General features: G+C 39.8%; 13 protein-coding genes. 3 read left to right on the plus strand and 10 right to left on the minus strand.

All coding sequences use genetic code 11. The annotated features are described in order from the left end of the window. Positions 1-30 precede the first annotated feature (30 nt). The 8 genes from QNH36_RS19400 to QNH36_RS19435 form a co-directional block, all read right to left on the minus strand. The gene (locus tag QNH36_RS19400; RefSeq protein ID WP_283903992.1) at positions 31-390 is read right to left on the minus strand and encodes a hypothetical protein; all 360 of its coding nucleotides are present in this window, start codon (positions 388-390) and stop codon (positions 31-33) included. A 94-nt stretch (positions 391-484) separates the two neighbouring features. Then, the gene (locus tag QNH36_RS19405) at positions 485-682 is read right to left on the minus strand and encodes a helix-turn-helix domain-containing protein (protein WP_283903993.1); all 198 of its coding nucleotides are present in this window, start codon (positions 680-682) and stop codon (positions 485-487) included. A gap of 432 nt (positions 683-1114) precedes the next feature. Continuing rightward, the gene (locus QNH36_RS19410) at positions 1115-2035 is read right to left on the minus strand and encodes a 4Fe-4S dicluster domain-containing protein (protein WP_251544237.1); all 921 of its coding nucleotides are present in this window, start codon (positions 2033-2035) and stop codon (positions 1115-1117) included. Positions 2036-2075: 40 nt separating this feature from the next. Beyond that, positions 2076-2909 carry a dimethyl sulfoxide reductase anchor subunit family protein gene (locus QNH36_RS19415; RefSeq protein WP_251544238.1) on the minus strand — a complete coding sequence of 278 codons (834 nt, stop codon included), beginning with the start codon at positions 2907-2909 and terminating at the stop codon, positions 2076-2078. Between the two features lie 14 nt (positions 2910-2923). After that, positions 2924-3463 (minus strand): DMSO/selenate family reductase complex B subunit, encoded by a 540-nt coding sequence (locus QNH36_RS19420; RefSeq protein ID WP_251544240.1) that lies wholly within the window; start codon positions 3461-3463, stop codon positions 2924-2926. A 19-nt stretch (positions 3464-3482) separates the two neighbouring features. Beyond that, positions 3483-6050: a molybdopterin-dependent oxidoreductase gene (locus QNH36_RS19425; RefSeq protein ID WP_251544242.1), complete on the minus strand. Its 2568-nt coding sequence runs from the start codon at positions 6048-6050 to the stop codon at positions 3483-3485. Positions 6051-6064: 14 nt separating this feature from the next. Next, positions 6065-6787: a TorD/DmsD family molecular chaperone gene (locus QNH36_RS19430; RefSeq protein WP_283903994.1), complete on the minus strand. Its 723-nt coding sequence runs from the start codon at positions 6785-6787 to the stop codon at positions 6065-6067. 1 nt (position 6788) lies between these two features. Then, complete coding sequence (locus QNH36_RS19435) at positions 6789-8117, minus strand: radical SAM protein (protein WP_251544246.1); 1329 nt, start codon at positions 8115-8117, stop codon at positions 6789-6791. Between the two features lie 259 nt (positions 8118-8376). Between QNH36_RS19435 and QNH36_RS19440 the strand changes: the two genes are divergently transcribed. Genes QNH36_RS19440 through QNH36_RS19450 form a run of 3 tightly spaced genes read left to right on the plus strand, consistent with a single transcriptional unit; the run spans position 8377 to position 12167 of the window. Then, positions 8377-9597 (plus strand): PucR family transcriptional regulator, encoded by a 1221-nt coding sequence (locus QNH36_RS19440; RefSeq protein WP_251544248.1) that lies wholly within the window; start codon positions 8377-8379, stop codon positions 9595-9597. 16 nt (positions 9598-9613) lie between these two features. After that, complete coding sequence (locus QNH36_RS19445; protein WP_251544250.1) at positions 9614-11617, plus strand: molybdopterin-dependent oxidoreductase; 2004 nt, start codon at positions 9614-9616, stop codon at positions 11615-11617. Between the two features lie 4 nt (positions 11618-11621). Next, complete coding sequence (locus QNH36_RS19450) at positions 11622-12167, plus strand: 4Fe-4S dicluster domain-containing protein (RefSeq protein ID WP_251544469.1); 546 nt, start codon at positions 11622-11624, stop codon at positions 12165-12167. A gap of 89 nt (positions 12168-12256) precedes the next feature. Here the strand turns inward: QNH36_RS19450 and QNH36_RS19455 are convergent, their stop codons facing one another. Beyond that, positions 12257-12913 (minus strand): lysoplasmalogenase, encoded by a 657-nt coding sequence (locus tag QNH36_RS19455; protein WP_251544252.1) that lies wholly within the window; start codon positions 12911-12913, stop codon positions 12257-12259. Positions 12914-13289: 376 nt separating this feature from the next. Beyond that, a complete protein-coding gene (locus tag QNH36_RS19460; protein ID WP_283903995.1) occupies positions 13290-13739 on the minus strand; it encodes a GNAT family N-acetyltransferase in 450 nt (149 codons plus the stop codon). Between the last annotated feature and the right edge of the window lie 48 nt (positions 13740-13787).

Here is a 13787-nt window from a genome sequence, read left to right on the forward strand (position 1 = left end):
GAGAGGGGCTTTTTCGGTAAATTGACTTTCTTAGATTGCTTTCATGCCTTCTAGGATAATTCTTGCATCTGCATTAAGATAAGCTGGTGTATCTTTTCTAATCAGTAAGTTAGGATGGTCCTTTACAATCATTTTTATTCCTCTAACGTCGAACTTATTTGCGTATGTATTAATTGCATTAATGATAGCCAAATCCTTCCTAGTCAATGGCTGTCCATCATGAGCCTGCATTTGCAAAATGAAATCCAATAACTCCCTTGCATTTTTATTTAACATATTTTTATGCTCATTTAAGATTGAAATATTTTCTTCAATATAAACCCTCGCGGTAGCAAGTTCCATTTCTTCTACGTTTTTGTTAATCTTTGCTGTAAGTGATTCTAAACTCAATCTGTCCATCTCCTTGATTGTGGCTATAGTGTATATCGGAATAAAAACGATTTACTTTAAACAAGTCAAAATTATAGCCAACAATACGGGAGAGTTATTTTAGAATTTCAGTATCTATGCCATAGAAATCTGTTAACTTTTTTAAAGTTGATCCTCGGTGATTTCCTTTGTCATTTTCTATGTTGCCTAGAGTCCTGGTTGTCATATTGAGTTCTTCGCAAACCTGCTCTTGAGACATATTCCTTTTAAGTTGTTCTAACCTTAACTGAGTACCCAGGCTTTCATTATTCATCTAGAAACCAAACCTCCCTGTTGTATATATGAGGTTATATCCTTCCATTAAAAAAATTCAACTAACTCAAACGATACTCTTTACTGGGCTATTTTTCAGTTACAAGAGAGATAGATTTCGTTTCCTTCATTTAAAAAGCCAGTTAAGTGTTTACTTAACTGACCTTTTTTGACCACACGCTTTTAAAATAGTGCACGAAACAGTGCACAGACTTATTTTATTTAATTGAACTAGATTAACTTAAATTGTTTACCACAGTCCACAAACCCTTATAAATCAAGACTTAATTGATCTTAATTTAACTTATTTAACTCAGTTTAACTAATGGATTTCCTCTGGCAGCGTTGAGGTCAGGGGTTCGATCCCCCTATTCTCCATCCTTAAAAACCCTTGCAAATGCAAGGGTTTTTTCTTTTTGTTTCCAATGAATTTTTAACAAGTCCTGCTGCTGAGATACCCTTCTTTTATGCGTGAGCAGACAGAGCATTTCTCCTCATCTCTATGAAGAGTTTTGAAAGGCTTTTTACAGACAGAGCAGGTATGTTGATAAATCTCTATGTTCATGGTCGTAGCTTTAGATACCCTTTCTTTGACTGATATTGCCTGCTCCGGACAGCTATCGACACAAAGCATACACGATGAACAGGCCTGTGAAGAAATTCTAAATCCAGCCTCATTTAATTCGAAGCATTGTTTCGGACATAGCCTCTCGCAGGTTCTGCAGAGTGTGCATGTATCACTATTAATTTCTACTTGGTTAAACTGGAAGTCTGGATAATAAGGAGCAAGCTCTAACTTTTTGTGATTAAAACGCCAGCTGGCAGGAGTTACGTCCTTTGCAAGCTTCTTGCTTCCTTTCCCCCACATCGTAAACAACTCACGACGAGATACCGTCTCCTCCTCTAAATTAATGCTTTTTATAGGAAGAAGTTCTATTTTATTTTTTTCCATATCCAAAAGCAGATTATTGGCTGCTTGTATTCTTTCTAACCACACTTCATCAAGGGGCTCTTGAGGCAGGATTGACTGAATCCCTTTTGATGAATGGATCAATAATTCAGAGACAGAAGGTTTGGAACCATTATACGCAAGTAGTTTGCCTGCTTTGACATGCCGTTTTGGAAAGACTCCTTCAATTGCATGCACCGGACAGGCAGCTATACAATCTCCGCATTCCTTACAGAGGTCAGGTTGAATGTATGGAATTCTATCCGAGATAACAATCGCTCCTGTTTCCGGACAACTATCAACACATGTTGTGCAAGTAGCTTTTTTGCTCTTACCACGGACACATCCATCGGAAATTTTATACTCAAAATCGAGACTTTCCAGCCAATTTCCAACGACTCCCATACCATTCACCTCTGCCATTCATCATCATTATTGATTAAATTCAGGATCCCAAAACATAGAATACATATCTGCTCATACCTTCTGCGACTGCGAAAACAAGCAAAGCGGCCATCACAAAAGCATAATTGACTTTTTGCTTCCCACTAAGTGACATATATCCCAGCACTCCAAGAGCAAGAATTTCTATAAACCATCGAGTTCCAATCATTCCTGAATAAGGTGCGAGTTTATCTGCAGCTGTCATACCTGAAATCAATTGCACTTCTGGACTATAAGCTGAGAACATGGCTGTTCCAATTAACTGAATTCCTATCCCAAAGATACCGGAAATAAACGCCCACTGAATCACTTGTCTGATTTGATCACCAGATAGTTTTGGCAGTAATAACGCTGCTCCTAAAACTGGACCCAACGCAAATACAGTTCCATAAAAAACGAGATACGTATTCAGGTGGTCCCAGCCGTTAACCCTGGTAACTGCATATGCGCTGCCCATTGCATAAATTGCAACTAGCCCAACAATCCCCGTGATTAGCATCAGCATTGGATTGATCTTTTTATAAATAGTAACCATCCCGGCAATGATACATAGAAGAGCAATGAAAGCACCGGTTAAAATAATCTCATTGCTCATCCATGACCGTCCCACACCTCTGATGGTATGAATAGCATTCATCGGGCTGCCAAGGTGGAAAAAAGAACCGGCAAGCCCAATAAGAGAGATGGAGGCAAGTCCCACCACTGGAATCTTCATAATACTAATTAAATCCTTGCCACTTTTTTCGAGTTTCCTAGAGACTAACCAAAGGAAGAAAATCCCTCCGGCAGCCGCTGGAATAGCAACTGTAAATATTAATAACGGCCACTCATGCATGTTAATCCCTCCTTTTATTTGCTTCCTCCAAGAACTAAGTTTGGTTTTGTAATGGATGACTTAGGTAAACCTTTAATATCTGCGTTTGCTCCGTATTTCTTACGTAATTCATCAATTGGGCCGAATTCGATCGCTCGCATGATACATGAGGATACACAAACAGGGTCTTCCCCTTTTTCTCGCAAATCGATACAGGTATCACATTTGCTCATCCTGCCAAGTTCTTCGTTGAATTGTGGAGCACCATATGGACAGTTCCACTCGCAATATCTGCACCCTGCACAGTGATCCTGATCAATTAGGACCACTCCATCTTCATCTCGCTTGTACAATGCCCCTGTTGGACAGCCTTGCACACACGCCGGATTGTCGCAGTGGTTACATGAAATAGACAGATGCCACATTGATGGCTTTGGATAGGATCCTTCTTCGAAATCATAAACCCTTCTGAAGTTCCTTCCGACTTCCAGATCATTTTTGTCTTTACATGCGACTGTACAAGTCTTACAGCCTACACATTCAGCAACATTGATATAAAATCCCATTTGCACCATGAATTACACCCTCTTTCTACTAAAATTTGATGATTCTTTGCGGCCATTTGACATCTTCTTCAATTGGCTTACCTTCCCACTTCTCCATGTTACAGCGGGCCAGGTTAAAACCGGATGAACCAAGTCCCTTTGGAATGTGAGGCACGAATAAATTGTCCGCACCAGCACGATCAATGCCCGTCTCTTCATCAATATCAATCCATGCTCCATGTGGAAGCCCAATGGTTCCTGGCATAATCCCTTCTGTTATTTTTGCCGGACGAAGTGACTTGCCAAATTCATTTGACATTAGTACTGTATCGCCATCCTTAATCCCTATTTCTTTCGCATCATGACTGCTGATATACACAGGATTTGACCAGGCTTCACGAAGCTGCGGGACATTGTCAAAGGTACTGTGTGAACGTCTGAGATAATGAGGATTGATAATTTGGTATGGATATTTTCCTTTCTTCTTGGATTCCCAGTTTTCAAAAGTAGATTCATAGCCGTGCACTTTTGGTTCATACACCGGGATTGGCTTGATTTCGGAATATGCTTTTTTGGAAAGTTCGTTGATTGCCTTACAGTAAATTTCGAATTTACCACTCTCACTCGATACTGGATGAGCTTTTGGGTCATCAATGAACTCTTTGTAAGCGATGAATCCAAAATTGTCTCCTGGCTTACGAGGCACTTGATAAATCCCCTGCTCAATAAATTGCTTTAATGGGATACGTCCTTTTTGCGGTTTGCCTTCTACACCCATTTCCTTGATATCAGCCGCCGTAATGGTACAAAGCGGCTCATAGTCGACTCCATTATCTTTGACAACCATGCTGCCAGCTAATTGGTTGAAGTATTGCTGTTTTTCAGAAATCGGGAATACTTCTTTAGGGCTTATCCCGAGTTTCTCTAGGATCCCCTCCGCAATTTGTTGGTCGGTCTTAGATCCGTATAACGGGTCTATGATCTTTGACCAGGTAATCAGAATTTCTCTGTTACCTCCAGTTACTGCTCCTTCGGTTTCCCATTGAGTGGCAACAGGAAGGACGACATCAGCATATTTCGCGTTTGTTGTCAGCACATAGGAGTTAGCGGCGATAAATTCCACCTTGCGATGTGCTTCGATTCCTTTCGCGATATTACTTCGGGTTTGGAGCGTATTGTTGTAATTATGGTAGATAAATTGAATGTTTGCCTTGCGCTCTCCTTCATAGCGCTGCAGGAATTTGCCGTTCAGTACCGCATCCCAGATTTCATTTTCATTAATGTTATTATCAATTTTGTTTTCTATGGTTGGCGTTCCTTTACCTCCTGCTGTCAGGAGCATAGGACCCATGTTGCCTGCATACTCCCAACAACTGACACCAGTCATATTTCCTGGGCTTCCCATATGGCCAGTCATCATCCCAAGTGCTGAAAATGCCTGTACCCAGCCTTCGCCATTTGAAATACGTGCCGGTGACCATCCTGTCAACAAGGCTACACGTTCCGTTCCTCCAATTTGACGAGCTAATTTCCGGATATCGGATGGTTTTATTCCACAAAGTTCCGAAGCCCATTCAGGTGTTTTCGGCTGTCCGTCATAAGTTCCGAGTATATAGTCTTTCAAATTCTCTTTTGGATCAGCACCTTTAGGCATATGGTCAGCGTCGAAGCCAATTGTATATTTATCAAGGAAGTCCCACTTTACCAAAGGATTGGTCGGGGAATCTTCATCAAGAAGCGTATGCATGATTCCAAATGCGAGCGCATCGTCCGTTCCAGGTCGGATCGGCACCCAATCAGCTTCAAAAACCCTTGCCGATTCCGAATACATTGGATCAATAGAGATGAATCGTGCACCAGCTTTTTTTGCTTGAAGGTAGTTGTAGGTGACACTTCCCATGGTACTCCATGCAGGATTGGCACCCCAAAGAACTATCAACTGGGAGTTTCTCAAATCCAAGCGGTCATTAATGCCATTGACAATTAAACCTTCTCCTACACCCATCTGTTCCCAAATCCATCGCCAGGCTCCCCATGAAGAACTTCCGTAGCAAGCTGTATATCCTCCGGCAGCTTTCATCACGTTGGTGATATTGGCATCTCCACCGGTTACTAACACAGATTCATTCCCATATTTCCCAGTAATCCTTTTAATCTCGGAAGCCACAATGCCAAATGCCTCGTCCCAAGAGATACGTACCCACTGATCACGACCACGGAGATCTTTTTTACCTCCTCCCGGCTCCCAGTTCTTCCTTTTCATCGGGTATTTCAGGCGGTCAGCACTGAATACCTGTTTCCGCTGGGACCGTCCCCTTAAGCAGCCGCGCTGTTGTGGGAAATCCGGACTGTCCTCGTGTGTATCGTCCGTCTTTTGACGAATGACCACCCCGTCTTTGATCAGGACTTTGTTTAAGCAACGGCTGCCACAGTTATGCCAGCATGCTGCCGTTTTCCATACCTCTTCATCCGATTTGCCTGAGGCATTTTTCTCTGCTTTCGCAACCAGCCCTCTTGTAACCGGGATAGCTGCCGCTGCTGCTGTAGCAGATGACCAGCCAATAAAAGATCTCCTGGACATCTTTAAGTCTTTTATTTTTTCTACTAAATCCAACATGGTGTAACCTCCTTTTACTCCTTTATTAATTCTATGTTCAGCAATTCTGATAGAACGCTAGAATCCATATCAATAAAACCTTCAAGAATCATTCCCATTCCTGCATAGAACTCAGTTTCTGCATGCTGTATAACATTCTTGGCGAAAGCTGGAGCAAATTTCCCAAGATGATTTCGCATAAAGTTGTTTTGTTCTTTTAATAGATAGATCACTTCAGGAACGGATGTGTCCACTATTGTGGCGCACGACTCTATACATAAGGAATTCAGTCGAAACATGAAGTCCAGTTCGAGACCTATATGGTCATCGGCTTCCATGTTATAATCAGCCGCTTGAAATCCATATTTTTGATACAGCTTCCTGACATCCATCGTTGTTTTTTGGAAAAGCAAACGATCAGTACGGAGGTAAACTGACTCCCATGGTGGAGCTGGTACTTCGAATGGTCCAATCAATAGTCTTGTATAATCCCAATGCAAATCATCGTAATCTCTTGAAGATATAATTGGTTTGGATTTCTCCAGGAAATTCGTTATAGATTTCACACCTGACGCAATAAGTTCTGATTCCTCCTGGAAAGGAAACGCATCCAACACATTCTCTTGTATGAATAACGATAGATATTCCTTTGATGGCTCCTCCATGAAAAACCTTCTAAGCATGTCGTATGCGATTTGCCGTGCATAAAAAAGGTCAACAATTTCTTCCACCTTTAACGCCTTCCTGGTTGCTTGCATATCAATCACCCTTTCTTCTAAATTTCTCCAACTCAGTTGGGTGTATGAACTCAAGATGTACTTCCCTAATCGAACGTCCATCTTCATCTATTTCAACGACATTAGATGACATGATAATAGGAATTTCCTTATTCCGTAAAAACGGAATGCTTTCAACTGGAAACTGCAGAAAATCATAGTCGCAATTCTCGATATAGGGGATTTTTTTCTTTTCGAGCACTTTGCGTACTGTTTTCCGGTCCTTACCAAACACCTTTGCGGTTTTAAAATAGTAGTCCACTGGAGAAAATGTATAAGTTTCATCAAGTACTTGGTTATAATTTTGCTGATAAATTTGCCCCGTGAACTTATTCTCCAGTGAACAGTAATGGACACCCATATTAAACTTTTTCTCGATAGCAAATCTGACAAGTTCAAGGCAAAGCTTCTCGCTTTCCGCTACCGCCAGACCTCCTGCATACCAAAAGTTATAGTAAATATCATAAGGTGGATTTTTCAGTTTGAATCCCCTCTCTTGAAAAGCATCAGCATTCCCAAGTGGAAAACAAAATTCAAGCAGGTTAATACCAAAGATTCCAACCTCTTCGAGAGCTGATAACAGCTCCTTCATTTCTTTTTCAGTGCCTGGTATGACCGGCATCTCAACCATTACATCTGGAATAAAGTCCTTAGCAAGCTTTATTTTCTGTAGAATGTGCTTTTGCTTTTGTTTCGAATCTTCCAATTTTATACTGAAGCGAATTTCATTTAACCCAGCTAACCGTAATTCTATAAGGATATCCTTTGTTAGAAGGTCACCTGCTGTGTATAACCTTGTATGAATGGCAGGGTTAAACTTGTTTGCCTTCCTGAAGAAATCAATCGTCTCTCCTGGATGAAGGAGTGGCTCACCTCCTGTCAACGCCAGGTGGGTAACGGTGCTTCCGCTATCGAACAGTTGGTCTAGTTCCTCCACGGCATTTCGTTGGTTTTCGTGATAAAACTGGTAATTGTCTTGGTTCTTATTGAAGCAGAAATAGCAGTCACGATGGCATTTCAACGAAACGAAATTTGTATAGCTTCCGACCCCGGTCTGGCATGCCTCACATGCGGTAGAAATCTTGCCATTTGAGACGACACTTTTGCCATTGTTACGGAAGGCTGCATCACAGCCTTTTAGGTCCTTGAGCTGCTTTTCTCTCTCAGTTTGGTCGGGTCTTCCCTCAAAAGTAAGACCAAATTGCTCAATATGTTTGAGTGTTTCCTTTTCGATATCTTTATAAATCCTTGCATACCTATTAAGTGATTGATTTTGTATCTTTTCTAAATCTTGCTCTAGTGTTCTAATCACTTGTTTCACCTCTATCCGTCATATTGTGAAACTTTTCACTTACAAGTACATTATAGGATTGATCGGAGCCCACTCCAATGTACGGAGAGTACGAATCTTTAAGTCCTTTTTTGTGTCTTTGCACAATATGATGGTGTCCAAATTGTGACTGCAACGTTGCAGTTAACTTTTACGTTTCTGTGAAACTAGTTGTTAAAGCTCCGGGTCTGCACTACCATGAAATTGAATTACAAAGTATATATTTGAAAGGATTAACCACATGGAACGATCCGCATGTATACCTGAAATTGCAACAGAATTAACCAGGGCAAGTCACGAAAATATAACCTTTTTAATCCAAAAGGTTTCTGACCTGTCTGGCAAAGCAGTTATTTTAACGAATAGCCATAATCAACTTATTTCGAGTGCATTAAAAGACCCTTATCATACTATCGGAAGCATTATGGCCATCCAACAATTGGAGCAGCATAAAGACCCGTCTTTTTCTCTTTACGAGCTGATAACCGATTCTTATGTCTATTGGGGTTGGGGAACCGTTGTTGCCTATGATAATAATATCCTTGGGTACCTTTACCTCGTAGATTCAGAGATTCCTATCATGGAGGTACAAACTCAAACGTTGATGTCGCTTGCATCCCTCCTAATAGCATCCAAACTACAAATGAAGCTTGAAATACGGCAAGAGAAGCTTAAGTTCAAGGAACCGTTCCTTTTTGATCTTCTATATGGGAACCTCAAGCAAAAGGACGAGATTCTTGAACACGCTCAAATATGGAATTGGGACTTTAGCCTTCAACAAGCAGTGCTTGTCTTTGCATTGAGGGATTTTAACCATTATGCGACAGATAAAAAACTAATAAATAAATTGCTATATATAGTTGAACGAACCGTTGTGGAGAGACAATGGGAACCTATAACCATGAAGCGAGGTAATCAAGTTTCCTTAATATTGACTGCCAAAAAAGAAGATCAGATGAGTTTAAAGGACTCAATAAGGACAATTGCAGAAATTATATTAAAGGAAATGGATAGACAAGAAACTGAACGCTTCTTTTCATGTGGGATAGGAAAAACCTACAGCGATCCTCGGGATTTATTTCGGAGTTTTCAAGAAGCAAAGGTTGCTCTTGAGATTGGAGAATTACTGGATATCCAAGTCCCCTACTTCGAAGAACTCGGACTAGAACGCATTTTATATAAGCATGATACCCAGGATTTGAAGGAGTATTATGAAACGATTCTTGGAAAAATGATTAATTACGATAGCATTCATCATACTGATTTCACGGAAACATTGGAAGCGTATGTGACCAATCAATTTGACATGGTTTCTACATCTCAAGCATTGTTTTTACACAAAAATACCCTTCGATATAGACTTAAAAAGATTGAAGAAATCCTGGGATACAAACTAGATGATATCAATAACAGGCTGAATGTTTCTGCTGCTTTTAAAATCAAGAAGATGAGAAAGATTTAACAAAGGGAGTGTAGTCATGGCGGATGGAATATACCGGAATACCTGTCCGAGAAACTGCTATGGTACGTGTGGAATTCTCTCTTATGTAAAAAACAATAGACTAGTTAAGGTAACAGGTGATCCTTCTCATGGTTTTACTAAAGGAAGTCTCTGTGCTAAAGGCTACGCCTATACCCAGTTTGTCTATAATCCTCACCGGCTGAAATATCCCATGTTGCAGACCCCTCGAGGCTCTGGCAACTGGAAGAGGATATCCTGGGATGATGCCTATACTATAATTGCGAAGAAAATGATCGAACTCCAAGTTCGATACGGATCCAACCTTGCTTCTGGATACAATAAATATTCTGGTAACCTTGGTCTCCTTCACTATGCGACTGAAGGGCTTTTCAACAGCATTGGTCCTCATACTAAACCAGTTGGCAACCCGTGTGCCTTGACTGGCTTGAATGCTCTGGAGCGGTCCTTTGGCAAGAAGTTCAGTGCAGTTCCAGAGGATATGGCTTGCTCTAAAATGATTGTCCTTTGGGGAGCAAACCCTGCCGTGACCAATGTGCATCAAATGAAGTTCATTTACGAAGCACGCAGAAAAGGCGCAATCCTGGTTGTCATTGATCCTGTCCTTTCTCAGACAGCGAAAAAAGCAGACTTATATATTCAAATTAAACCTGGTACTGATATGTGGCTCGCACTCGGAGTCGCAAAAATCTTATACGAGAATGGCTATGCTTCAAATGATTTTCTTAATGAAAGAGGAGAAGGCTGGAAGGATTATATTAATTTCATAACTCACAAGATTAGAATGCAGGAGATTTACGAAATAACAGGAGTCTCTCAAGAAGCTATTACAGAACTGGCCAGTCTGTATTCCTCTATTAAGCCCACCGCTACCTGGGCTGGGTTGGGAATCCAAAGAAACAGCAATGGAAAGGACAGCATCGAGGCAATTAACAGTCTTGTGGCTCTGTCCGGAAATTTAACCATTCCCAATGCAGGCTTATATTTTATGCATAATGATGTAGAACTGTTTCCTAACAGGCTGCTTAATCGTGAAGGGCCGCTAAATGAGCTTGTTCCAGATTCAAGGTCTGTTGATATCAGTGACTATGCTAACAATGCTCTTTCTTTCGATAATCCGCCATTAAAATTACTTTGGATTGCTTCACGGAATATCTTTACTCAAGACCAAAATCTGGCGAAATGGAAAGAGCTGTTTGATCAACTTGAACTTATCGTTACTGTAGATATGTATCTGACGAAAACAGCTATGGAATCAGATTTGGTTCTTCCCGCAGCTACCCATTTTGAGGAGGAAGACTTAAACATCGGATACTGGCATTATTGGATTTCCTTGAATCAAAAAGCAATTCCTGCATTCTACGAAGCTAAAAGCGACCTTCAGATAGCAAGAGAGCTGACAAGGAAGCTGAATCAACTTTCACCGGGTTTCTCTAACTTTCCATATGAGAAGGAACCAATAGAGTGGATTCGGGACGAAATAACACCTGAAATCATGCATCTTTATGGAATTAATCGTTTCGAGGATTTAATGACAAAAGCTCACCATAAAAAAGAGAAATTCACCTTCCCCTATGAAAGACAAGTATTCAGTTTTTTTTCACCAAATGAGAATAACAGTTTGGCCATTAACTCATCTGAGCTAGACAGCTATACACTGTTAACTCCTCAATCACTACTCAAAATCCATTCTCAATATGAGTGGGTATCATGGCTTAATTCAAAAAAAGATGAATCCATAATTGAAATATCCCCTGCAGCAGCAAGGAAGAACTGCATCGCAGACCAGGACAAAGTCGAGCTATACAACGAATCGGGCAGCATCATTGGAACCGCCAGAATCTCCACGCATCTACCTGACAACATTGTGCTAACCCATCAGGCTGGAAACAATCCTATTAACCAGTTGATCAGAAATAAAGAAAATGAAAAACCCGATAGCAGCACTTATTTTTATGATAGTATTGTGCATTTGAGGAAATGGAGGGAATGCAATGTTTAAACAAATGGGATTTTGCTTTAATGCTGATGATTGCATAGGCTGCAGTGCATGTGAAATTGCATGCAAAAATGAAAATCAGACTCCCTCCGGTATCAACTGGAGGACAGTAAAGAAAGTGAGTCCTGAATTGTTCCTTTCCGTTTCCTGCAACCATTGCGATAACCCAGAATGCTTCAGAGTCTGTCCACATAGAGCATTTACTAAGCGAAGAGACGGGATTGTGGAAATAAACCAAAATCTATGTGACGGATGTCAACTCTGTGTCGCAGCCTGCCCATACCATGCACCAAAGTTCGACCCTGAGTCCCATAAGGTATCCAAATGTCAGATGTGCTATCCACGACAGGATACAGGCCATTTACCCGCTTGTGTGGAAGCCTGTACAACTAATGCACTCAAACTCGTGAATCTGGGGGAATTTAACAACCCCAACATAGTAAGGTCTCTCCCAGGCTTTCCTGATATCTCGATTACGAGTCCGTCAATTGTTTTTTTTGGACAGAAGACGAGGAAGCGTTACTTTTTATCCCAGGGTAGACTGAAAACATAAGATGTTCTTAAACTAGCCCTCCTATTATAAGTACTAACCCGTTCCGTTGGGGGAGAAATTCCTATTACTAAACTTTTTGAAAGAATACTTTACAATCCTTCTTTTCTAGATTTGGTTAATAAGCTACCGAGGCTATGGGCAATTAAAAACTGAGCTGTGTAATATGTAGACATGATGAGTAAACTTGATTGTGGAACATCAGATACAAACAGATTCCAAGATAATATAGAATCGGATAGGACAAATAAAAAACTTCCTGCAATTGCCCATTTATTACCTGTCATAATGGCTGACCATGCCATAAGTGAAATCACAAAAACATATGCAATAACAGGAATAATGAGATTACTGTTTCCATTGTCCATCAAAGCTTTTACAAGTTCGTTACTAATTAAGAAAGAGTAAACAAATATAAGAATGATCATTGCGAAACGTGTTTTAGAAAACTTCCATGTTCTAATGAATCCGAATAAGTAAAATAGATGCCCTGTTAAAAATGCTGCTAATCCAAAGATAAAAGAACCTGCAATTAAGCCATCTCCCAACATACATATAAACAATCCAGTTATTATAATCCATTGAGCAGGTTTAGGATTAGTATTGCAATGTAGGTATGCATAAATAATGATTAAAACCATAGGAATGAGCTTAAAAGTGATTTTAACAGATGCAGGATCTTCGGGGATAAAAAAGATATAAAGTCCACTCATGAATAAGATTAGAAGAGGTAATACAAATTTTTTCATATGTACATCACTTTCTAATAATTTTTATTATATTTTATGTTTTATTGTAGATTAATAGGACTTTTTAAAAGAAACTGGTAATTATAACTTCAGTAGTAAGCCGATAGGGAAAGCACCTGTAACATTGGAATTGCATGGTTCATATGCTAAATCAAATTGGATTTTTATTACATTGAATCTTTTCCTTGATCTGCTAAACTTCCAATAGTGGAAGACGTGACAGCTTTATTCTGCTATTGCACCCTTATGTTTCAGTATTTATTTATAATCCCTGGCTATTGTTTCGACCAACACAAAAAAGAACCGACATTTACCAAGTCATTGCTTTTACTATAGCTTTTTATGCCTGATACCTTTAGCCTCCGTTAACTTTTGTTTATTTTGAAATCCATTCATATTGAATATCAGGTAAATTTTCTTCATTTCCGTGTCCTCTACCAATGATTTTAAATCCATTCTTTTCATAAAATCGTTGTGCATTTTCATTTACTTCAAATGTATATAATGTTAATCTCCCACTTGATATTACTTTTACTTTATCTAGTAATGATTGACCTATACCCATTCCTTGATAATCTGTATGAATATAAAGTTGGCTTATTTCCGTTTCATTAAAAGCAATCATTCCTACTACTTTATCGTCAATTAACGCTAAATTTATTTGAAACTGTTTAGGTAATATAGTATTTAAAAAATAAACGTGATTTTCAAAGCTATGAATTTCTTTCTGACCAATTGCCTGCTCCTTACTATCGCGCCACATTTTCACTGTTTGTTCAGCGTACTTTGAATTATACTGAGTAATGATGATTTGGTGTTGGTTCACTGCAATACCTCCTCATTTTTGTTACTGCTTTTTTGTTGTTTTCTTGTT

This window comes from Mesobacillus sp. AQ2, assembly GCF_030122805.1.
GTDB lineage: Bacteria > Bacillota > Bacilli > Bacillales > Cytobacillaceae > Mesobacillus > Mesobacillus oceanisediminis_A.

Bases quoted from the DNA above. Each gene is read 5' to 3' on its own strand.
- QNH36_RS19440 (WP_251544248.1), top strand. From the start codon at position 8,377: ATGGAACGATCCGCATGTATACCTGAAATTGCAACAGAATTAACCAGG.
- QNH36_RS19405 (WP_283903993.1), bottom strand. From the start codon at position 682: ATGAATAATGAAAGCCTGGGTACTCAGTTAAGGTTAGAACAACTTAAA.
- QNH36_RS19425 (WP_251544242.1), bottom strand. From the start codon at position 6,050: ATGTTGGATTTAGTAGAAAAAATAAAAGACTTAAAGATGTCCAGGAGA.
- QNH36_RS19420 (WP_251544240.1), bottom strand. From the start codon at position 3,463: ATGGTGCAAATGGGATTTTATATCAATGTTGCTGAATGTGTAGGCTGT.
- QNH36_RS19455 (WP_251544252.1), bottom strand. From the start codon at position 12,913: ATGAAAAAATTTGTATTACCTCTTCTAATCTTATTCATGAGTGGACTT.
- QNH36_RS19410 (WP_251544237.1), bottom strand. From the start codon at position 2,035: ATGGGAGTCGTTGGAAATTGGCTGGAAAGTCTCGATTTTGAGTATAAA.
- QNH36_RS19415 (WP_251544238.1), bottom strand. From the start codon at position 2,909: ATGCATGAGTGGCCGTTATTAATATTTACAGTTGCTATTCCAGCGGCT.
- QNH36_RS19445 (WP_251544250.1), top strand. From the start codon at position 9,614: ATGGCGGATGGAATATACCGGAATACCTGTCCGAGAAACTGCTATGGT.
- QNH36_RS19450 (WP_251544469.1), top strand. From the start codon at position 11,622: ATGGGATTTTGCTTTAATGCTGATGATTGCATAGGCTGCAGTGCATGT.
- QNH36_RS19430 (WP_283903994.1), bottom strand. From the start codon at position 6,787: ATGCAAGCAACCAGGAAGGCGTTAAAGGTGGAAGAAATTGTTGACCTT.